The sequence below is a fragment of the uncultured Kordia sp. genome (assembly GCF_947496985.1).
Classification (GTDB): domain Bacteria; phylum Bacteroidota; class Bacteroidia; order Flavobacteriales; family Flavobacteriaceae; genus Kordia.
This window is the reverse complement of record NZ_CANMEZ010000015.1, coordinates 44,239-67,858: the sequence shown is the minus strand read 5'-3', so window position 1 is coordinate 67,858 and position 23,620 is coordinate 44,239. Positions and strand designations below refer to the sequence as shown.

The following is a 23,620-nucleotide window of genomic DNA, read 5'->3' as shown; positions in this document are numbered from 1 at the left end:
AATTCTCATTATAGGTCCGTACATTTATGAAATTAACGCTTCCTCAATACGATGTATATTACGAACAACTCTTATATCCAACGGAGCCAATTTATAATATTGGCGCTAAGATTAAGATTGAAGGAACAATTGATGTAGAAACGTTTCAAAAAGCATATGATGCGTTAATTCGTCAGCATGATGCTTACCGAACGCAGTTTACAGAAGAAAATGGAATTGTTGTTGCAAATATAATAGAAGAAGAACGCTATGACTTACAACTGATTGATTTTTCAAATCGTGAAAATGCAGATGAAGTGGCCAATATATTCATGGTAGAAGAGTTTGTCAAACCTTTTCAAATACTCAGCACATCTTTTTTGCATACATTTATTCTGATAAAAGTAAATGAACAACTTCACTATTTATTTTCGGTATATCATCATATTATAACAGATGGTTGGGGAACTTCATTGATGTTTCAACGTTTGGTGAAAAATTACAATGAAATCTTAACATCAGGAAAAGTAACAACTAACTATCCATTTTCATATAAAGATTTTGTGAAAGATGATGAAGAATATCATAATTCTGAAGCATTTGAAGCAGATAAAAACTATTGGAAAGCTAAGTTTATAGAACTACCTGAAAATCTATTTGAAAAAAAAGAAGCATATAAAAACATACACAAAAGCAGTCGGAAATCTGTAGCAATAACGAGAGAAGTATATAATGAAATAGCCGTATTGGCAAAGCAATACAAAGTATCTACTTTCCATTTCATACTTGGTGTTTTATATGTATACTTCGGTAGAAAACACCAAAATAAAGACTTTGCTATTGGATTACCTGTACTAAATAGAAGCAAATCAATCTTTAAAAAAACAGTTGGACTTTTCATGGGAGTTTCGCCTTTGCGAATGCAACTAAACTTTGAAGAAACATTTGGTGAATTGGTCTCAAAAATTAGAAACCAATTGCGACAAGATTATCGTCATCAACGACTTCCGTTAGGAAAACTGATTCAAACCTTAGGTGTTTTTAATGAAAAAGAAAAGGTTTTCAATATTACACTTTCGTATGAAAAACAAAACTATTCGCACAATTTTGGCGATACAAAAACACGAGTAATTCCCTTAACTCACCAGTCAGAAAGAGTTGCGTTGGCGATTTATATCAGAGAGTTTGATGAAAAAGAAGATGTCATCATCGATTTTGATTACAATACAAATTATTTTGATGAAATATCAATTAATGGAGTAGCAACACATTTTGAAACCTTAGTAAGCAATATCTTAAAAAATCCAACAAGTACATTAGCACAACTTGAATATATTCCAAAAGCAGAAAAACAAAAACTACTAGTAGATTTTAATCAAACAGAAACAGCATACCAAAAAACAAAAACATTTCTTGATGTTTTTACACAACAAGTAAAATATTTAGCAGACAAAGTGGCTGTGTATGATGTTGATAATGAATATACTTATGGAGAGTTAGAAAAAAAATCGAATCAAGTTGCAAGCTATATTTTATCGTTAACGAAAGATAAAAACACTAATTGTATTGGAGTTTTAGTAGAACGATCAGCGGAACTCATTGCAATTCTTCTTGGAATACTAAAAGCTGGGAAAGCATATATTCCACTTGATCCTACATTTCCAAACGAACGATTACAATATATTATAGAGCATAGTGAATTAGAAATTCTTATCAGTGATCAACCAAACGTAGCGCTTCAAACACCAACTAATGAAGTTCTTTCAACAACTACTTTATGGGAGCAAAGTAAAGACTTGCCCGAAAATGAAATCAATAATAGTATTGGGAATTCTACAGCATATATAATTTATACATCTGGTTCAACCGGAAATCCAAAAGGTGTAGAAATTGGGCATGCATCATTGCTTAATTTTCTACTGAGCATGCAACAAAAACCTGGAATTGAAGTTGCAGATAGCTTATTTTCAGTAACAACCTATTCGTTTGACATTTCTATACTAGAATTTTTTGCACCATTACTATCAGGAGCAACACTATACGTGGCAACTAATGAAACTTTGGACTCTCCTGAAACAATTATAAATACATTACATCAAGTAGAACCAACAATAATACAGGCAACTCCAAGTTTTTACCAATTATTATTTAATGCAGGTTGGAATGGAAACAAAATGCTGAAAATACTATGTGGAGGAGATGCCTTAAGTAAAAAATTAGCATCAAAACTACTAGAAAAATGTGATGAAGTCTGGAATATGTATGGACCTACAGAAACCACAATTTGGTCAAGTGTAAAACAAATTAAAACTTCGGAAGATGCTTCCAATATTGGAAAGCCAATTGCCAATACACAATTTTATATTCTAGATAAAGAATTGCAAACGCTACCATTAGAAACACAAGGAAATATTTTTATTGGCGGTGATGGTTTAGCGCTTGGATACTATAAAAATCAGGAACTTACAAATGAAAAATTCATCAAAAATCCGTTTGGAAAAGGATTCATCTATGAAACAGGTGATGTAGGCTATTGGACATCTACGGGTGAAATTATATTTGGAGGAAGAAATGATAATCAGGTTAAAATAAGAGGTTATCGTATAGAATTAGAAGATGTTGAAACAAAGCTAAACGCACTCTCAACAATAAAACAAGCTATTGTAATTCCGAAAAAGAGCAAAGATCAAGAAGCTTTTTTAGCAGCGTACATTATTCCTACACATGATAATTTTAAAGTTGAAACTTGCCGAAAAGAATTGGCAAAGCAATTACCTGCATACATGATTCCTTCTTACTTTAATACACTGGAGACATTTCCAATGACGTTGAATAAAAAAGTAAATCGTAAAGTGTTGATTAATTTAGCATTACAATCAAAATTTAATGAAGAAAATCAACAAAAGGAACTAACTCCTTTACAAGAGAACTTATTAATATTCTGGAAAGAAACACTACAATATGATGGACATATACATATCAATGATAACTATTTTACACTTGGCGGACATTCACTAAATGCAGTGAAATTAGTATATAAAATAAACAAAGAACTATCATATAACATCAGTTTAAAAACCATTTTTGAAAACCCTACAATTGTTTCACTCGCAAGTTATTTAGAAACTAAAAAAACAACAAAGAAAGCACTATCACCAATCTTAAAAGCTACTAAAAAACTGTTGTATAAAGTAACTCCTTCTCAATATGCTATATGGCTTGCGTCTCAAAATAAAGCTACTTCCATTGCATATAATATGGTCGCTGCATTCACAGTAGACGGAAATATAGATTCAGAACGTTTCCAAACTTCTATATCCCGATTGATACAAAAGCATGAAATTTTACGAACGAATTTTGTTGAAAAAAATGGTACTGTATATCAAAAAATAACTACTAAAAATGATCAATGTTTTTCTATAACAGAATTAAATAAAAATATTCAGATAGATGAAGTTAAAAGTTTTATAAATACTGAATTCGATTTAGCGAATGATAATTTGATTAAAATTTTAATACTAAAAGAAAATCAAACAGCTTCCACAATTGTATTTTGTACGCATCATATCATTATGGATGGTTGGTCATTAGAATTGTTTACAAAAGACTTTGTTCATGCATATAAAAACACGAAAGTGTTAGTGAATACAAGTGGTCAACTGCAATTTAAAGATTATTCAGAATGGTTGCTAATGAACAAATCAACTTCTGAAAACACTACCTTTTGGAATGATTATATGTCTAATTACGAACCAAAAGAAAGTTTTAAATCAGATACTATTTTTGAAAATCATCAACATACAGGAAGTCACTTTGACGTTTCTTTAGATGTTGGAGAAACAAAACACTTACAAACGTTTGTTCAAGATAATAAAACAACAATGCATAACTTTTTAGTGGCAGCATTACAGGTTTTAATCTTCAAGTTAAATCATCATACAGATATTAGTATCGGAACTGTAAATTTAGGAAGAAATCGCTCTGAAATGAACAGTATTATTGGAATGTTCGTAAAAACATTGCCATTGCGTTTACAACTTAAGACTATTGATTCTTTTGAAAAAATCATTGATTTAGTTCAAACAAATATTTTGAAAATTGATGCACATCTAGATAACGCAAGTGTACAACAAACAAACATAAATTTTGATGTATTAATAGCGTTTCAAAATACAGATTTCTCTCATATGGAAACAATTATGATAAATAATATCAAACTTACTCCATATCCAATAGATGTAAACTACAGTAGATTGCCGTTGTTGTTCAACTTTGCTATCGTAGCAAACGAATTAAAACTGCATCTTTCATATGATAGAACAAAATATAATAAAGACACAATTGAATGGATTTGGGCTAAATATCAAAAACTCATAGAAGAATTAATTAAATCTCCGAAACAGCAACTTTCAAAAATTGAAATAGCATTACCATTTGAAGCGGAAGACACCTTAGATATTGATTTTAACTTTTAAAGCGAAGAAATATATAAGATAAATGCTACTGTGCAAAAATCATGAAAACCTACCATACATACTATAAAATCAATTCATATGGATACTATCTTATCTTCCAAATACAATGAGTTTATTGCACAAAAAAATCATGAATTTCCATCATTAGTAGCAATTGAAAAAGCAGCCGTCCCAAAAATATTAAAACAATTTCACTATCCAATAAGTAGTTGGCCAGTACTTATAGAAAAAGAAATAGTTAAAGAAATAAAGCTATTAAGTGTTCGAATACCGAAATTAATCGCAAAAATTCCTGAGTTATATTTTAACAATGACATTCAAAGAATTGCCGATTTCTATGTAAACGGAAACAAAACGCTTGCAGAATTCACTATGATGTGTCAGGAAAAGCAAGTCTTGGCTTCTTGCAGATTAGATATTGTGAACACTAATAAAGGTTTAAAAGTATTAGAAGCAAACATTTGTTCTTCTATTGGCGGTTGGCAGTTGCAAAGTTTTGAGAAAGAAATTAGAAGTTATCATCCACTTTTGAAAAGTGATATTAAAAAAGAAAAATTTATATCAAGAAATACGCAAGTCAATTATATAAAATTCATCATAAATGAAATACTAAATAATGTTTATGATATAGATAAAGAAATAAACATATTTATATCGCTAGATGATGAAGAAGCTATAGCACCTATTGATACTGTTGCGTTTTTCCAAAACTTGATTGATGTTGTTAATGAAGAAAAAGAATATAAAATAAAAATATTTACAGGAGATGTCACTAAATTATATCTAGAAGGAAAAAATCTTCATTTCAATTCAGTACGCATTCACGGATTGTTAGATATGGATATAAAAGAAATTCCATCAATTGTAACAAGAGCTTTTCTTTTAGGAACTACCTATTTTCCAGATAACTTGGCAACAAATATGCATTCCGATAAGCGAAACTTAGCATTACTAAGACTATTAGCAGAAGCAGGAAAGTTTACTGCTACTGATAACAGATTATTGAAAAACTGTATGCCATGGACAGTTGAGTTGCAAAGTAAAGAAGTCAATTATAAAGAAGAAAAAATAGCAATTACAGAGTTAATTAAAGAAAAAGACAAGTTTGTGATCAAGCCATTTCGTGGATTCCAAGGAAAAGAAGTCTTCGTTGGAAAATTTTTAACACAAACACAATGGGAAGCGATCGTTAAAAAAAACGTAAACTCAGGAAAATTCATTTTACAAGAATTTTGTGATTCCAAACAATACCTAGCGCCTAATAAAAATAACGAGTGGACACCACATAAAATAATTTGGGGAACATTTGGTTTTGGAACTAAGTATGCAGGCACTTTCGTGCGAATGTCTGAAGTGACAAGCAATAGAGGCGTTATCAATGCAGCAACTGGTGCTATAGAAACTATTGTTTACGAAGTCTTATAATGCATTTTTTACAATTAAAACAAACGAAGACTACACTAAAAAAGTAGCAAGAATTAATACAATAACTGAACAAAATATACTTAACTAATATGAAATCAATTCATATGGATTCTATTCTATCTCACAAACATGATGAATTTATTGCCACACAGAAGCCTGAATTAACTTCGTTGGTAAAATGCGAAACAGCTAATGTTCCCTATATTTTCAAGAAATATCATTACCCTGTGAGTTCTTGGCCTGTGCTAGTAAACAAGGAAATGGCAAACGAAATACGGCAACTCAGTATGCGAATTCCAAAATTAATAGCACAAATACCTGAATTATATTTTGATAATGACATTCAAAAAATTGCAGACTTTTATTTAGAAGGAAACACTACAATTGCTGAGTTTACCATGATGTGTCAAGAAAAGCAGATGGTAGCTTCTGCTCGTTTAGACGTTAGCTATTCAGATGATGGTTTCAAAGTATTAGAAGCCAATATGGGGTCTTCTATTGGAGGTTGGCAAGTACAAAGTTTTGAAGAGGAAATACGCAGTTATCATGGGCCTTTACATAACAGTACTACAAAAGAAAAATACTTTTCAAGTAATACACAAGTGCATTATGTAGAGTTTATCACGAATGAAATCTTAAGAAGTGTTAGTGATATTGATAAAGAAATTAACCTTTTCTTATCGTTGATTGAAGGCGATAACATGTTGCCAGAAGATACTGTAAACTTTTTTCAAGATCTGATTGATCAAGTTCATAAGGATAGAGATTTCAAAATTAATGTATACACAAGTGATATTGAAGACTTGTATTTAGATGGTAAGAATTTATGTTTTAATTCAATTCGTATTCATGGAATCTTAGATATGAATGAAAAGGATATTCCACCAATTGTATTTAGAGCATTTTTGTTGGGAACAACATACTTTCCAGATAACTTAATTACAAATCTTCATGCAGATAAAAGAAATTTAGCTCTATTACGATTCTTGGCAGAAGAAGGTAAGTTTAGCGAGGAAGACAACAAATTACTTAAAAGATCGATGCCATGGACGGTTGAATTCACAAGTAAAATAGTGAATTACAAAGGAGAAAATAGGGCAGTAACTGACTTAATAAAACACAAAGATAATTTTGTAATTAAACCGTTTAAAGGGCTGAAAGGTATAGATGTTTCGGCAGGGAAATTTTTAACCCAAGACGAATGGGAAGCAGTAGTTGCTAAAACCTTAGATTCAGGAAAATTTATTCTACAAGAATTCTGTGATTCAAAACATTATTTAGCACCTAACAGAAACAATGAATGGACGCCACATAAACTCATATGGGGAATGTTTGGTTTTAATGGTATGTATGGTGGTGTTTGGGTTCGACTGTCTGAAGTAGTCACGGATGTTGGTGTTATCAACTCCGCAACTGGTGCTATTGAAGCTATCGTATATGAAATTGCATAATTCTATTATTTAAGTTCAAGAACTAAAAATTACACATGTATAAAAAATTAAAACTCTTACTAGTCTTTTTCCTTTTCTCTGTGACCATACAAGCACAGCATTTTGAAAAAACAGAATCATTTTACCCAAAATCAGAAACACTTAAAAACGAGGATATTGAATGGGGATATTTAACGGTACCTGAAAATTGGAATGGTACCACGGATAAATCTGTGAAATTAGCGGTCGCTGTTATCAAAAGTACCTCAAAAAACAAAGAAAAAGGAAGTCCAGTTGTAGTAATAGAAGGAGGACCAGGATCTGGAGCTATAAATGCCGTATGGTCTTGGATATCGCATCCATTACGAGAAAAAAGCGATATAATTTTAATAGATGTAAGAGGAACAGGATTATCCGAACCAAAACTATGTCCAGATTTAGGAAATGAATTCTTTAAAATATTAGCTAAAAACCAAACACCAGCCGAAGATGCAATAGAGAAAGCGACGGCCGCTATGAAATGTCAACGAAAACTACTCATAGAAGAAATAGATGTAACAGCATATCATAGTGGAAACATTGCAAAAGACTTACATAGTCTTAAAACATACCTAAAATATGACAATTGGACTGTTTATGGAATTTCTTATGGAACATACATGGCGCAAGTATATGCAAACAATTTTCCTCAAGATGTGCATACTTTAATTTTAGATTCACCAATTTCAGACATTAAAGAATATTATACAAACAATACTATCAATTACATAAGTAGTCTAAACAAAGTATTTACAGATTGTAAAAATGATCCAGATTGTAATATGGATTATCCTGATTTAGAAAATAAATACTATGAAACAATTGAGAAGTTGCAAAAGAACCCTATAACAGTAGAAGTCAACAAAGATATTATTGAAGAAGGAACATTCACGTACAATGCGGAAGATTTTAAAATTGCCATTCATCAAGCATTATACAATCAACAACTCATAGAAGTATTACCGTTATTAATTTACGAATTTAACAATGAAAACAAAGAAGCCTTGAGCGAATTGGTAGTAGCTTTTTCAGGTGCTTTATCGCTAGATTATGGAATGTATTATTGCGTAAGTTGCAATGAAACCATTCCGAATAATTCATATGAAACCTATGAAAACAATAATAAAACAACTAAGTTAAAAGAAGGTTTATCATTCTATGCTTCGGATTTTGTAGTATGTGATTCTTGGAATAAAAAGTTAGAGAATAATATCAAAATTGATTCAGTAGGATTACAAGTAAATGTTCCTACGTTAATCTTTACAGGAAAATTTGATCCAATAACACCAGAAACAAATGGAGAAGCATTACAATCAAAAACTACTACTACATATATAATAAATACAAAAACTACAGGACATGCGTCTAGTTTCAGTTGGTCTGCAAAAAAAATGGTTAATCAATTTGTAAAATCGCCAAATCAACGTCCAAAAGCAGAAACAACAGAAATCAATCAAAAAGTAAGTTTCATCAATAATATCAGTATAAACAAAGGAATTTCAAAAATGGGGAATAGTTTTGGTTCGCCAGATATACTATTTTTTGGACCCTTATTAATTGCATTATTAGTATGTATAATTACATTTTTTGGTTATATAATTTCAATGTTTAAAAAGAAAAATGGAAAAAAAACAAGTCTAATTATGAAATTATTATTCATACTAAGTTCTGCAATTGGTGTAGTATTAGTATTCGGATTTATAATAGCGTTAATTAGTACGGCAGACAATAATTTATATACTTTAGCATTCGGATTTCCAGAAGAATACGAATACCTATTCACGTTATTGTACATATTTATAGCAGTATTGCTTTGTACCATCATTTACTTTATCATCAGCATTCGAAAAGTGCCAAGTATCGGTGTAGCCGTAACCATTTTATTTTCAAATTCCCTTATCGCATTATATTTCCTTTATTGGGGAATAATATCCTTTTAATAGATAAATAAACAAATATGAAACAGACAATCTTATTTGATACTTATACCGCTTTTAAAGAGCAATCCAGTGAAGTAATTCCAGCATTAATTAATACAAATACAGATGTATTACCAGAAATTTTCCGAAATTTCAAATACCCTATTTCTTCTTGTCCAGTAATTGTAGACAAAGAATTAACTCAAAAATTAACGGAAGTAAGTACATTAATTCCAAAACTATTGCACAAAATTCCTAGACTTTATTTTAAGGATGATGCTCAGGAAATTGCTGATTTTTATTTTGATGGTGATGAAACAATTGCACAATTTTCAATGATGTGCCAAGAAAAAGAAGTTCCTGTAAGTTGCCGATTAGACCTAAGTTTAACAACAACAGGATTCAAAGTATTAGAAGTAAACATGGGCTCTTCAATAGGAGGAATGGAGTTTCAAAACTTTGAACCAATTATTAGAAATACACACAATATATTATCAAATGTAAATACGGGGAAACAATTTAACTATCGTAAAACACAAACACTATATATTAAATTTGTTGTTGAGCAAATCTTAGCGTATACGCAAACAAATAGTGCAGAAATTAATATCTTTTTAGTATCCAGAGAAGATAGTGAAAAAGAATACAATGAAGTAGCAAAAAACTTTTTTGACGCATTGTTGAAAAAAGAATTGCAACGAATTGGAAAAAGAGGAAATGTATATATGGATACGGTTTTATCATTGAAAATGAAAAGTGACGGATTGTATTTTGAAAATAAAAATATGCATGCAGTATTAATTCTAGATTTTTCGTTAAATACAATTTCGCCAGATTTATTTCGTGCATTTATCATGAATAGTATTTACTTTCCTGATCATTTGGGAACTACATTTATTCGTGATAAAAGAAATTTAGCTTTGTTACGACGACTTGCTAATGAAAATAAATTTGAAGGAACTCAGAATGAATTGGTATTGCAATATATTCCTTGGACAGAACTTGTTACAGATGCTGACGTAATCTATGAAAATGAAACACATAACATTATCAAACTATTGAAAACGAATAAAGATAAATTTGTCATAAAAATCAGTGATGGCTTACAAGGAAATGATGTTTTTATCGGAAAATTTATGTCAATAACTAATTGGGAAAATGCAATAGAAAATGCATTAGCAACCAAAAAATACATTGCGCAAGAATTTAGCGATTCATTAAATCTATTAGCTCCAAACAAAGAAAATGAATGGACGCCGCACAAGTTAGTTTGGGGATCTTTTGGCTTTGGTGATACATACGCAGGTTCATGGGTTCGAATGTCTCCTGTAGAAAAAACAACAGGAGTTATCAACTCTGCAACAGGAGCCGTAGAAGCTATTGTATATGAACAAATATAAAGTATTAAGTAAGCATTGTGTATAAGATTTCACGAAAATAACAGTGATAATAATGCTTGTATTTTGGCTAATATAACTACTGTGTATGATTATGATTAAAGAAAGATTATTCTTTCGTTTACCATAAATATATTTTATATTAGTCAAATATCAAAATTACCAGCCATGGAAAAACTATCAAAACCTTTAGTAGAAGGGAAAGATTATAATGTACATATAGCTGCAGAAAATGTAGAACCGTTGAAAGATGAGTTTATTGAAGAAGGTTCTTTAGGACCTTTCCTTAGAATTAGTAGCGTTAAGGACAAAAATATAATATATTTATATGTTTATTTTCATAATGAAATTAAAAAAGGTGATTATACAGTATATGAAGTAACTAATGAAGCTAATCCAGATCTATATGAAATTGAAATTGATGTTAAAAATAGACTCTATGAACCTACAAAACCACAGAATTTATGGATGTTTATTATTAAATCAAGTGTTGATCTACAAAAAGGCAGAGTAGTTTTATGTAATGTGAACTTCAATTACATAAAACCTGATACTGAAAATAATATATCAAAACCTTACGATGTTGGAAATCCAAAACGTGGGACTAAAGTTATTATTCATAGAAACGAAAATGAAACATAATAGTCTTAGTTTATGAAAATAATTAACTATTATGTTTTTATTATTTTTACACTACTCACCATTTCAGTATTTGGACAAAATACATACACAGAAACATGGTTTATAAATCATTGTGAATACTGCAAAAAAAATCCCGAAGACCGAAATATTATAAAACTAGGAGATGTAAATGCATGGCATAATGCGCATGTGAGTCTATCAAAACGTAATTTTAAAGCCTCAAAAAAATATATTCTATCAGATATTAAGACAAATGATACTTTAAAACAATTGTTTCAAAACCATCTACTATATGCTTTAGGCTTAGAAGATAAGGCGAAAAACTATCTTTTAAGTCTTCAAGATGTATCAGATAAGAGTATTAATCAATTTATTTTTAAAAGTTTAGGTAGTTTATATTTGAAAAAACAACAATACGATTCTGCGAATTTTTATTTTGAAAAAGCATTGAAAATTCCGATAAAACAATCGTATTATTTGAAAAATGAAATTGCACAAAATCAAGCGTATATTTTTCTTTTAAAAAGTAAATATAAAGAAGCAAATGAGTTATATCAGAATATCTTAATAACGAACAAAAGTAAACGTGATACTTTCCAAATAGCAAAAACATACTCAAATATAGGGAATCTATATTTTGAGGAATACAAAGATCTAATTGCTGCACAATACTTTGATTCAGCATATACATTTTCGAAATCGATTAAAGATTTAGAATTAAAAAAAACGATTACCTATAACAAGTATTTCATTTCAGAAGTTTTAAAAAAGCATTCAGAAGCAATCAACTACTTAAAAGAGCATTCCGCTATTAATGATTCACTTCAAAAACAAAATTCATTATGGCAAGTTGCGCAAGAAAAAGAAGCCTTTAATATTGCACAAAAACAAGCCGAATTAGACATAAAAACAGCAGAAAGTAACACATTAATTGCAATTTCTGTTGGAATTCTTATAGCATTTTTAGGAGGTCTTATTTTATATAGAAAACTCGCACAGCAACATAAACAAATCAAAAAGCTAAACCGTGAATTGAATGAAACAAATACTGTTAAAAACCAGCTATTTACAATTATTGCACACGATTTACGCAGTCCTGTTGCACGCCTAAAGCAATTATTTCAATTACGAGCTGTAAAAAAAGATTCAGATGCTATCTCATCTGATAAAAATGTTTCAAAAATTATAGATTCGCTAAGTCTATTACTTGATAATCTATTGAATTGGTCTCTAAGTCAGTCCGATTTACTTTCTGTACAAAAAGATTGGTTTCCGTTATGGCAAATCATTCATCAAATAGAACAACAATATCAATCATTAATAGAAGAAAAAGACATTCAATTTAATATTGATATCAAAAAAAAAGTATTGGTATATGGCGACATGGAAATTTTTAAAATTGTAATTCGAAACTGTTTAGACAACGCAATAAAATTCACGCCAGAAGGAGGAAACATCATAATTTCTGGAGAGGAAGAAGATGAAACATTCACAGTTTTTATTACAGATTCAGGTATTGGAATTCCTGAAAAAGTATTAAAAAGCATTTTTGAAATACAAACCAATAAAGCTCAAAATGATACCACAGGTAGAAAAAGCTCAGGTCTAGGTTTAATGCTCACAAAATCAATGATACAACTCAATGGCGGAACAATAAAAATTGAGCAAAACCCAACAGGAGGAACGATTGTAAACATATCAGTACCGTTTAAAAATGTAGCGTAAACTTATATGGAAAAAATAAACATTTTAATTCTTGAAGACAGTCCAGAAGAAGTAATAATACTAAAAGAAATACTTTCAGAACAATATCATATTACTGGAGTTGCAAGAAATTATGAAGAAGCTACACAACTTTTTAATGATAAAACTCCTGACATAGCCATCTTAGACATTTTCATTGACGGCAAACGAGAAGGCATTCAATTTGCAGATTATATCAACAATCACAATCCAATTCCGATCTTATTCTTAACCAACTCAAAAGACAAGCTATCATTCATTGCTGCAAAAAAGCAAAAGCCATACAATTACCTGCTAAAACCTGTTGATCCCTTGGAAATTCGTTTCGCAATAGAACTAGCAATTGAAAAATATGTGGATCAAATTGGGCAACTGACGACCAAAGAAAACAGCGCATTGGAAATTAACAATACCTTACTCATTAAAAAAGGGAATGTATTAATAAAAGTAGCAATTGCAGACATTTATTATCTAGAATCTGATGATAAATATTGTAATATCTTCACAAGTGACGCTAAATTTTTGGTCTATAAAAGCCTAAAAAGCTTTTCGGAAACACTACCTCAGAACTTTGTGTCCATTCACAGAAAACACATAGTAAATATCAATCAAATTGCATCAGTACATCCGAACGATTACATGTTGACACTAAAAAATGGGCAAAATTTACCAGTAAGTCAACGTCATCGAAAACTACTATTAGAACTCTTCACAATTATAAAATAGAATTTTTTTAAATTTGGGCGTAACCTTCGCGAAAAACTCAGGTCGGGCTTTTGCGAGTCGCTCTCTCCATTGCATTCCAAGGAGCTCCAACAAATCGCGCTATCCCTTACGGAATTCTAATGCATACAAAATTAGTTGTCAATGACTTCTCGTTAATTACCAATTTCTCTTAACTCTTCACTTTTCATCGTTTGCGTTACATTCTTCTGCGTTGACGAATTATTCCTAATCAACTTCAAATTCAAAACTACATTTACACTGTAAAAGCAAACAAATGACGTCGTATAAATGCTTTTTTTTGGCGAAATCTGAAAAGCCTAAATAGAGTAGGAGAACCAACTAAAATTATAATTATGAGCAAACTAACATCTCAAGAATTAAAAGTATTAGAAACACTTTATAAATGGGACCCAGAACTTCAAAAACATATAGAACCAAATAAAGAATCATTAGTAAATTATTGGAGAAATCCGTCTGAAGCAAATGAAGCATCTTTACAAGAAAAGTTTGGAATTGAAGATACCTTTTTCAATAAACCAATGGTGCTTTTTGATGATTACGAATCAGTAGAACTTTCAGATGAATATTTTCTTCAAAGAAGTGAATGTGAAAAAGCAGTTGTAGAATTTACAATAGATTTTTTGTCTTTGCTTATTTCAGCATTTGGAGCTTCAGTGCCTAGAAGTGTTAAAAAATCTGCAACACTTATCAATCGTATTTTACAAGTAAGCAGTAAAATATATGATTTTATACTTAAGCTTGTTAATGAAAAGAGTGTATCTAAAAAAGTAGAAAATCTGTATGAGATTCTAAAAATCCTTATAAAAGAAAACATTTTAAGCACTCTTTTTGATATCATAAAAAATGAAATGGGTCCTATTGAAAAAATATGGTTTGCAGCTAAAGTTGCTGGAACGATCCTTTTGGGAGTCCTTTCAGGTGGAGGATTATTAGCTGTAAAAATAGCAATGCTAATAGCAGATGGAATTGATTCAATAAGAAGCGCAATCAAAGTTTCAGAAAAATGCTGCTAATGAGCTTTTTTTAGTGACTAGCTTGAAAACATAAATACTTAATCTCTTTTTGTAAGAGCTAAAGTTTTTCTAATCAACAGTATAAAAATCTATAACTTATGAAACCATTATATAACAAAACACAAATTATACACAGTTTATCATTTGCGAGTAACTCAGCATTCAAAAAAGTTTTTGAAGACGAATCAACTTGTAAAAAATCGTATGAGAAATTACAAAATTTTGTAACAGAAGTATCTAAGAAAGTATTCCTTGATGAAACTATAAAAAAACTAATAGGAGACGATTGGGAAACTGTTTGGGGGCCAGTAGTATATTCTCATGATCATAATTCTTCTTTTGCCGTTGCTGATAATACGATGGGTGCATATTACTCTAAATCACAAAATCTATTTGTAATTGCCATTGCAGGAACGAATTCTATCTCAAGTTATGGTTGGATTCAAGAAGATTTTCATGTAAATAAAACTGCCGTATGGAAAGATATTTCAGGAAAAGGGTATGGAGACATTTCGCAAGGAACAGCTACTGGTTTAAATATACTTAGAAATACAATGAAATATAAAAATAAAAATCTTTTAACGGGATTAAAAGATTTTATTATCAGAAATGATGTCAAACTAGCAGAAGTAGCTGTTACAGGACACAGTTTAGGTGGAGCACTTTCGCCAGCATTAGCATTATACTTATCAGATAAGCAATCAGAATGGGATCCTAAAAAAACAATGAACATTTCAACATATCCAACTGCTGGACCAACAATAGGAGTTCATAAAGTTTATTCATGGCCATCAGGTGAAACAGGAAAGAGTTTTACCGACTATTTTGAAGAGCAAATTAAAAAAAATAGAATAAAATGTTTTGGTATTAAAAATAGCTTAGATATTGTGCCTTTAGCTTGGAATAGAACCGATTTAGCGACAATACCAAGTCTTTATAAAAATGAAGATAAAGATAAAAATATAGAAGATGTAAGTTTTGGAAATGCTGCCCTTATAGCTGTACTTAATTTATTTAAAAAATCGAATAAAACAAGTGAAGCAAGGAAACAATACATATACAAACATATAAAAGGAATAGAACTTAAAAAAGGGACGTTTGACGATAAAATTGATAATATTATTAAAGATAAATTTAAGCTCTTAAAAGGCATTACAAAATTATATAACAGTAAGTACATACCTAAATCTTTGCATTCAAGTATAGGAAATCTTGAAAATATAACTCGATTTTTTGGGCAAGCAGCTTACCAACATACAACTGCTTATGCTAAATTATTAAATATTGAAGTATTTTTAAATGAATTTACTACAATTATAAATAGTGATTCTGCGACTGATAAAGAGCAACATGACACACAAATGGTGATAGAAATGGCAAATGAAGCTTTAGGTTTTGATATCAATAGTTTACTAGAGTTGAGTGAACTAACTGATGAAGAATTAGAAAAACTAATAAAATAGGAAGAATAAATTAGATATCATATTTTGAAAGTATCCAACATCAATTCACAATTAATGTTGGATACTTTTTTGCTTTTGAGATTTTCTGTCTTTCTTCTATTAAATTGGTGTTACACAGCATCCAAATTCACAAAAGGCTTGAAAACCAAAATTTACATTATGGCAATCGGCATCAATAGTACATGCACCTAGCAAGCGTTCACACTCTTCGCCAAAACCTCCATTAATGGTACGTTGTTCTGACTTTGTCAATTCTTTTCCGATGCTTAAAATTTGTTGTTTCATGGTAGTACGTTTTTTAAAATATTATTGGTTAATAAATGATGAAATAATCACCGTGATATTCTTTTTTATACGGTAAAGACTCTGGAGTACTTCCCAAAGTCTTTACTTTATATAGTATTCTCAATCTTATAGAATACTAATACATATTAGTTAACACCTATACAATGCTTATTCCATTGTATCAATGTTTGCGTTGCTAACGAGTCATTCTCAGGACTAATTCCATCGCCTTCAGGATCATTAGTCAATGAATGATATACGATAGAAAGTGATGCACAATATTCTTGAAGATTTGTCAAACCGTCACCTCCATTAATTTTTCTTTGTTCTTCCTTGTTTAAAACAGTTCCGATGTTTAAAATGTTTTTTTTCATGATAAAATTTTTATAGTTAATGCAACAGTAAACAATTTATGACACTTACTGTTTGTGTCTAAGCGCATTAAATCAATGCCTTACAAAGCAACAATTCATACTATAGACATACAAAACATAGTAGGTAACATTCATGAATATGTAGTATGAATTCATGAATCTGTATTTTTTTCTTCAAAAAACAGTACTTTTAGTTATCATTTTTTATCAGAACTCATTTAAATACAAAAAGGTTAAACGAGTTCTCTAACTAAAAAAACTACCATCTTGAAACTAAATTTTATAAAGAAAAATCAATTTCAACTTCAAGAAATTAGTTTTCAATCTTTTTTACTGTTAGTGTGTTTTTTCTGCTATAATTGTGAAAATGCAACAGTTGATACACATTTAGAAGGTAAAGACTACAATGAAATTGATAACATGTTTTCAGATGCTAAAACACAGCAAGAAAAAATTTTCTTTGCCGAATGCTTTTTGGAAAAAGCTAAAAATGAAGACAATATTTCCAGAACACTTCAAGCATATCGTATGTTATCCGTAACGCATGCAGACGAATATGTATTGGCGTATAGTGATAGTATTATTGCGATGACGATTAAAAATCCAAATACATATTATCCAGCAATTGCTTATGAAAAAAAAGGAGATTTTTATTATCAAAAACGAGCTTATCAGCGTGCATTAGACAATTACCTTGAATTTTATAATTATGCACTAAAATTTGATCAAAAAGGAATGGTAGCGCGTGCTAATTATAATTTAGGCGTTGTAAAAAGACGTACAGGAAACACAGAAGAAGCAATAGAGTTGTACAAAAAAAACTTTGTCTATTGTCAAGAAAATAAGGAAAAGATAAATGCACGGAAATACCTAAACTCAATTACAGCATTGGCAAATATATTTAATGATATTCAACAAGTAGATTCTGCTAGTTATTACAATACATTTGGATATAATGAAGCAGTTCGTTTAAAACAAGAATCATATAAAAATCATTTTGGATTCAATCAAGGAGTTACACAGTTTCATAGAAAAGCATATCAAACAGCAATAGACAGTATTTCAAAATACACTCCATACTTCGAAAATGTTCAAGACGATGATAAATTAGTCTTTATGTATTATTATTCAGGTGAAATGTATGCTGCTACTAACCAAGAACAACAAGCTATTGAATACTATAAAAAAGTAGATTCTATCTTTCAAAAAACACAATCCATCTTTCCAATTACACGTAAAGCTTATGTACGTTTAGATAATTATTATAAAAGTAAAAACGATTTAGAAAATCAGTTGATCTATAAAAATCAAATGATAAAAGTGGACAGCATTCTAAAAGCAGATGAATTGTATTTAAACAAGTTAATTTTTAAAGGATATGATATTCCCAAATTGAAAGCAGAAAAAGAAGACATACTTTCACAAAAGCAGCAACAAAAAGAACGATTCAATACGATTGTGATGATATTATTTGTGTTCATTTTATTGTTAGGAATTGGATTTACGATACAATATCGAAAGCAAAAAATATATCAACTTCGGTTTAACGATGCTATTAACTCTTCAAAAACGAAAAAAAGCTCTCAAAATCAATCTAAAAAAGCCCAAAAAATTGCAGTTCCAGAAGATGTTATTGAAAATGTATTACAAAAACTAGAAACATTTGAAGCAAAAGCTGTCTTTACATCCAATGAAATTACGCTCAATTCCTTAGCCAAGGAGTTTACAACGAATCCAAACTATTTATCTAAAATAGTAAACCATTATAAAAAGTGCTCTTTTTCAAATTATATCAATCAATTACGAATTGAATATAGTATAGAACAGCTTCAAAACAATCCAACATACATACGATACACTATCAAAGCAATTGCAGCAGAAGTTGGTTTTAACAATGTACAATCGTTTTCAAAAGCATTCTACAATCTAAAAGGAATTAAACCATCTTATTTCATTAGACAATTAAAAAAAGCAAATCAAGCTTCCTAAATTCATATAAAAAACTACAGATTCATGAATATGTAGTTTATCATGTAAAAATATTACCTTAATACACTGTAATTTTTATAGTTTCATTGCAAAATTCAAAAAAACCATACATATGAAAAAACGATTGCACGTATTAAAATTAAATAAAACAAAAATTGTAAAACTATCTAGCATAAAAAATATACAAGGAGGAACAGACTTAGAAAGTGATCCGAACAATCCAAGAGCAACCTGTGATGTCATCACTACTGATCCAACTTCAGACATGACAGATGATAAAACAAATACAGATAATTACATACCGAGTAAAAGTTGTGTTTATTACTGTTAATATTTAATAATACTTATTAATTCACATATAAACGTTATTACAGTAGTAAAGTATTCAAGATCAGATATACGATTTTGAATACTTTTTTTATGGAGATTCATCACATAAAGACATATTTGGTCACAAAAAGTAGGGGAAATACTATAAAGGGTGGAAACAATTTTGTAAATTGAAGAAGCATCTATAATCTTACTATAAAAGCTTTGAAGAAATTAACCTACTACTTTCAGCAAAAACATCAACTCATAGATAATCAATCATATTATCTAAAACTCGCTATTGTTATAGGAATTGTATTGACGGCTTTTATATACATTTTTGATCCGTACGATAACTATTTAGCGATTCCTAAATTTGAAATTCCAATGCAAATCATTCAACTTGGTTATGGAATTAACACAGCACTTGTTATTTACGGACTGTATTGGTTGCTATTTAAAAAACTAAAATTTGCAAACGAAAAACGACCTTGGAAAACATATCATCATTGGTTATTGCTTGTTGGCATAATGAGTATTGCCGGTTTTATAGGAACAGCCTATCATCGTTTTATGATGGATGTTGGTGAAGTTGAAACGAGTTACTACCTATTTGTAACTATTCCAAGATCAATAATGATTAGTGTTCCACTATTTGTGATTACTATATTATTAGATAAATTATACACGAATACGATGCTTAGTAAAACCAATAGTAGCGTTGTACCATGTTTAGAAACAAAACAATTTATTGCAGATAAAAAAATCATTCTAAAATCACCAGTAGTCAATCAATGCATTGAAATTACACCTTCTTTAATAGGTTATATAAAAGCATCTGGCAATTATGTGGAAATTTATTCTATAGGCGATAAAAAACCTCAATTATTGCGCGCACCATTGCGTTTTATAGCAGAGAAATTAGCTTCATACGATTTCATTATCAAATGTCATCGTCAATATTATGTAAATCTTCAAAAAGTTACTTCGTATAAAGGAAACTCACAACGGATGCTACTGAGTTTAGAAAATTCTACAGACACAGTTCCCGTAAGTAAAAGTTTTACACAGGATTTCTTTATGTATCTAAATGAGAAAGAAAAATAACACTTTTTCATTCGTCACAAAAAATATTCATTCATCACATTTTTTTTCAAATAGCTGAAAAACAAGCTAATATTGAGATAAGTTTTCTATGCAAAATAAATGCGAAGCATGGAGAATTGTTATTAAATAGTATGCTTTAATAGCTCATAATATAATTCATAATAGTTGTTCTTCCCTTATCACTGAATTGCCAAAACAGAATCTTTAAGTTAAATCATTAAGAATTAATTATCATGAAAAAAAAGAATGTAAGTAAATTAAAATTACAAAAAAGAGCAATTTCTAAACTAGATCATTTACGTGGAGGAAACTGGCAAGTAGGAAATCCAGTTGCAGCTGGAACGAATGTACTTTCTAACTGTAACATTTGTGATTCTATAAGAAACACACAATGTAAAGGAAACGACTGTCCAAACTTTTCAGTTCCGTGTAAAGACAAGGCTACACCAGTTGGAGCAGCACAAGCAGCAGGTGTTTAAGAACTAAAATGCCTAGAATAGCAAACTTCGGTTTGCTTTTTTCTTTTGAGTTAGTACATAAAAATAATCAACTTAAATATAAACAGATGAAAAAAAAGAATCTAAAAAAACTATCCTTAAACAAAAATGCAGTATCTAATCTTGAAGAGGTTAGCGGAGGAGTGGCAAATCCTGTACCTGTAGGAACTCGAGTAGCTTCTGGTTGTAGAGAATGTTATTCAAAAATTAGAACAAACTGTTATACAGATGCATGCACAGTAGGAATCTTATGTGGATTATCTGCTTGGATATGCTAATAAATTAAATTTATACTATTTGAAAGCGAGCTATATGCTCGCTTTTTTAGTTTATAAAGAGTACATAATTAAATCAACAATTCAACAATCTAATAAGAAATTCCTATCTTGAAGCTCCAACCAAAAATACTATCTAAATTGAAAAAAATAAGTTACTTCTTGCTCATTTGTCTATTCGTACAATGTCAATCTAAACCTAAAGAAGAAAAAGCAGTTGTTAAAAAAACGAACACTGCAGCAACAACTATGGTTTCAAGTAAAATAGCAACCTTATCACTTACAGAAGCTAATCGTTTAGCTGCGTTGCCGTTGCATTGTATGCAAGAAGAATATCCTAACAAACTCAATCAAACCATTGGAAGCAAGGAAGATTTACAATCGCCAAAAGCATTACATCCAGCATTTTATGGTTGTTTTGATTGGCATTCATCTGTTCACGGACATTGGTCACTTATAACATTACTAAAACAATTTCCGAATTTAGAAAACAGTGATGAAATTAGAGAGAAGCTAGCACAAAACATTTCAAAAGAAAACATAGCAACTGAAATTTTATACTTCAAAGGAAAATACAATAAATCATTTGAACGCACATATGGTTGGGCTTGGTTATTAAAACTAGCAGAAGAATTACACACATGGGACGATCCATTAGCACGTACGTTAGAAGTTAATTTGCAACCAATGACAGATATCATTGTGCAAGGATATTTAGATTTTTTACCAAAACTAAACTATCCAATCAGAGTAGGAGAGCACACTAATACAGCTTTCGGACTTACCTTTGCATATGATTATGCAAAAACGGTTGGAAACACCACTTTAAAAAGTGTAATAACGCAAAGAGCAAAAGATTTCTATCTAAACGATCAAAACTGTCCTATAACATGGGAACCAAGCGGATTTGACTTCCTATCACCTTGTTTGGAAGAAGCTGACATCATGCGTAGAATTTTGCCAAAAGAAGAATTCAAAACATGGCTACATACATTTTTACCACAATTAGCAGACAAAGATTTTCAATTGGCACAAGGAAAAGTATCAGACAGAACCGATGGAAAACTAGTGCATTTAGACGGTGTTAACTTTAGTAGAGCTTGGTGTTTATACGGAATTGTTAATCAATTTCCTGAATATGCACATTTGAAAAATATTGCTAATCAACATATAAACTATTCATTACCAAGCATTGTAGACGATAACTATGAAGGGACACATTGGTTGGGTTCATTTGCTATTTATGCTTTAAATACGGCTGCGGATGTTCAAATGGATTAAAAATATAGGACCAGGAACTTTAGTTGCTGCAGCGTTTATCGGACCCGGAACGGTAACAGTTTGTACAAAAGCAGGTGTACAATTTGGGTATAGTTTACTTTGGGCAATGCTACTATCAATCATTGCTACAATTGTATTGCAAGAAATGGCAGCACGAACAGGAATTATTACGCAAAAAGGATTAGCAGAAGTCATCAAAGGACAAATAAAAAGTCCATTATTACGAAACTTAGCGATTTTCTTAATATTAGGTGCCATTGTCATAGGAAATGCTGCATACGAAGCAGGAAACATAAGTGGCGCTTCTTTAGGAATGCGAGTATTTGGCGAAACAAACGCAATATTATACCCTATGATGATCGGAATGATTGCATTTCTATTACTATTTATAGGAAACTATAAAGTATTAGAACGCAGTTTAGTTGCTTTAGTATTGATCATGAGTATATCGTTTCTAATCACAGCAATTCTAACAAAACCAGATATAATTGCGATTCTAAAAGGAACATTTACGCCTACAATTCCAAAAGATAATATGTTGATTATTATTGGTTTGATCGGAACGACGGTGGTTCCATACAATCTATTTTTACATGCTTCATTAGTCAAAGAAAAGTGGAAAACAAAAGAAGATTTAACTACAGCTCGAAAAGATACAATGATTTCTATTATCCTTGGCGGAATAGTCTCAATGGCAATCATTATTGCTGCTACAGCAACCACAGGTGGAGACATTAACAATGCTTTTGACTTAGCTAAAGGGTTAGAGCCATTATATGGTGAATACGCTAAATATTTACTCGGATTAGGTTTGTTTGCAGCAGGAATAACATCAGCAATCACAGCGCCTTTAGCGGCTGCATACGTTGCAAAAAGTTGTTTTGGATGGAAAGGAACACTTAAAGACAATAGATTTCGTGCAGTTTGGGCAATTATACTAATCCTCGGAGTTGTGTTTTCGTCATTAAAACTCAATCCTGTAGAAATTATCACATTTGCACAAGTTGCGAACGGTTTATTATTACCAATTGTTGCAATTTTCTTAGTATGGATTGTAAACAAAGCCAATGTTTTAGGAGAATTCAAAAATACACTCTTTCAAAACATATTGGCAATTTGTATCATTCTGATTACACTTATTTTAGGAATCAAAGGAATCATAAGTGTATTTTAAATGAAAGAAAAACTACCTGAACTTTAGGGAAAATATATAAAGTTGACGATATCTAAA

Annotated in this window: 19 protein-coding genes; 17 read left to right on the top strand and 2 right to left on the bottom strand. The window is 30.4% G+C overall.

What is annotated here, in order from left to right; genetic code table 11:
• Positions 1-26: 26 nt before the first annotated feature.
• The 10 genes from Q0828_RS23850 to Q0828_RS23805 all read left to right on the top strand — a co-directional run bounded on the left by Q0828_RS23850 (position 27) and on the right by Q0828_RS23805 (position 16,272).
• Complete coding sequence (locus Q0828_RS23850; protein ID WP_298427772.1) at positions 27-4,454, top strand: amino acid adenylation domain-containing protein; 4,428 nt, start codon at positions 27-29, stop codon at positions 4,452-4,454.
• 78 nt (positions 4,455-4,532) lie between these two features.
• Positions 4,533-5,879 (top strand): hypothetical protein, encoded by a 1,347-nt coding sequence (locus Q0828_RS23845; protein WP_298427769.1) that lies wholly within the window; start codon positions 4,533-4,535, stop codon positions 5,877-5,879.
• An 89-nt stretch (positions 5,880-5,968) separates the two neighbouring features.
• Positions 5,969-7,330 carry a hypothetical protein gene (locus tag Q0828_RS23840; RefSeq protein WP_298427767.1) on the top strand — a complete coding sequence of 454 codons (1,362 nt, stop codon included), beginning with the start codon at positions 5,969-5,971 and terminating at the stop codon, positions 7,328-7,330.
• Positions 7,331-7,365: 35 nt separating this feature from the next.
• A complete protein-coding gene (locus tag Q0828_RS23835; RefSeq protein ID WP_298427765.1) occupies positions 7,366-9,288 on the top strand; it encodes an alpha/beta fold hydrolase in 1,923 nt (640 codons plus the stop codon).
• 17 nt (positions 9,289-9,305) lie between these two features.
• Complete coding sequence (locus Q0828_RS23830; protein ID WP_298427764.1) at positions 9,306-10,667, top strand: hypothetical protein; 1,362 nt, start codon at positions 9,306-9,308, stop codon at positions 10,665-10,667.
• A 165-nt stretch (positions 10,668-10,832) separates the two neighbouring features.
• On the top strand, positions 10,833-11,306 hold the full coding sequence (locus tag Q0828_RS23825; protein WP_298427762.1) for a hypothetical protein: 474 nt from the start codon (positions 10,833-10,835) through the stop codon (positions 11,304-11,306).
• A gap of 12 nt (positions 11,307-11,318) precedes the next feature.
• Complete coding sequence (locus tag Q0828_RS23820) at positions 11,319-13,031, top strand: ATP-binding protein (protein ID WP_298427759.1); 1,713 nt, start codon at positions 11,319-11,321, stop codon at positions 13,029-13,031.
• A 6-nt stretch (positions 13,032-13,037) separates the two neighbouring features.
• Positions 13,038-13,775: a LytTR family DNA-binding domain-containing protein gene (locus Q0828_RS23815; RefSeq protein WP_298427757.1), complete on the top strand. Its 738-nt coding sequence runs from the start codon at positions 13,038-13,040 to the stop codon at positions 13,773-13,775.
• 353 nt (positions 13,776-14,128) lie between these two features.
• Complete coding sequence (locus tag Q0828_RS23810) at positions 14,129-14,809, top strand: hypothetical protein (protein WP_298427755.1); 681 nt, start codon at positions 14,129-14,131, stop codon at positions 14,807-14,809.
• Between the two features lie 98 nt (positions 14,810-14,907).
• Positions 14,908-16,272 carry a hypothetical protein gene (locus Q0828_RS23805; RefSeq protein WP_298427753.1) on the top strand — a complete coding sequence of 455 codons (1,365 nt, stop codon included), beginning with the start codon at positions 14,908-14,910 and terminating at the stop codon, positions 16,270-16,272.
• Positions 16,273-16,371: 99 nt separating this feature from the next.
• On the opposite strand, the gene Q0828_RS23800 is transcribed toward Q0828_RS23805, so the two are convergent.
• The gene (locus Q0828_RS23800; protein ID WP_298427751.1) at positions 16,372-16,557 is read right to left on the bottom strand and encodes a hypothetical protein; all 186 of its coding nucleotides are present in this window, start codon (positions 16,555-16,557) and stop codon (positions 16,372-16,374) included.
• A 146-nt stretch (positions 16,558-16,703) separates the two neighbouring features.
• Positions 16,704-16,931 carry a hypothetical protein gene (locus Q0828_RS23795; RefSeq protein WP_298427749.1) on the bottom strand — a complete coding sequence of 76 codons (228 nt, stop codon included), beginning with the start codon at positions 16,929-16,931 and terminating at the stop codon, positions 16,704-16,706.
• 267 nt (positions 16,932-17,198) lie between these two features.
• Here Q0828_RS23795 and Q0828_RS23790 point away from each other — a divergent pair, with 267 nt between their 5' ends.
• From Q0828_RS23790 to Q0828_RS23760, 7 genes are all read left to right on the top strand, one after another.
• Positions 17,199-18,920 (top strand): helix-turn-helix domain-containing protein, encoded by a 1,722-nt coding sequence (locus Q0828_RS23790; protein WP_298427747.1) that lies wholly within the window; start codon positions 17,199-17,201, stop codon positions 18,918-18,920.
• Positions 18,921-19,032: 112 nt separating this feature from the next.
• Entirely contained in the window at positions 19,033-19,251 is a 219-nt protein-coding gene (locus Q0828_RS23785) for a hypothetical protein (protein ID WP_298427743.1), read from the top strand.
• 203 nt (positions 19,252-19,454) lie between these two features.
• Positions 19,455-20,336 (top strand): LytTR family DNA-binding domain-containing protein, encoded by an 882-nt coding sequence (locus Q0828_RS23780; protein WP_298427741.1) that lies wholly within the window; start codon positions 19,455-19,457, stop codon positions 20,334-20,336.
• Positions 20,337-20,569: 233 nt separating this feature from the next.
• Positions 20,570-20,815 (top strand): hypothetical protein, encoded by a 246-nt coding sequence (locus Q0828_RS23775; protein ID WP_298427739.1) that lies wholly within the window; start codon positions 20,570-20,572, stop codon positions 20,813-20,815.
• Positions 20,816-20,901: 86 nt separating this feature from the next.
• Positions 20,902-21,111, top strand: coding sequence for a hypothetical protein (locus Q0828_RS23770; protein WP_298427737.1), 210 nt, complete (start codon positions 20,902-20,904; stop codon positions 21,109-21,111).
• A gap of 138 nt (positions 21,112-21,249) precedes the next feature.
• Positions 21,250-22,389 (top strand): DUF2891 domain-containing protein, encoded by a 1,140-nt coding sequence (locus tag Q0828_RS23765; RefSeq protein WP_298427735.1) that lies wholly within the window; start codon positions 21,250-21,252, stop codon positions 22,387-22,389.
• On the top strand, positions 22,373-23,563 hold the full coding sequence (locus tag Q0828_RS23760; RefSeq protein WP_298427733.1) for an Nramp family divalent metal transporter: 1,191 nt from the start codon (positions 22,373-22,375) through the stop codon (positions 23,561-23,563). The genes Q0828_RS23765 and Q0828_RS23760 overlap by 17 nt, the downstream gene beginning before the upstream one ends.
• Positions 23,564-23,620 lie beyond the last annotated feature (57 nt).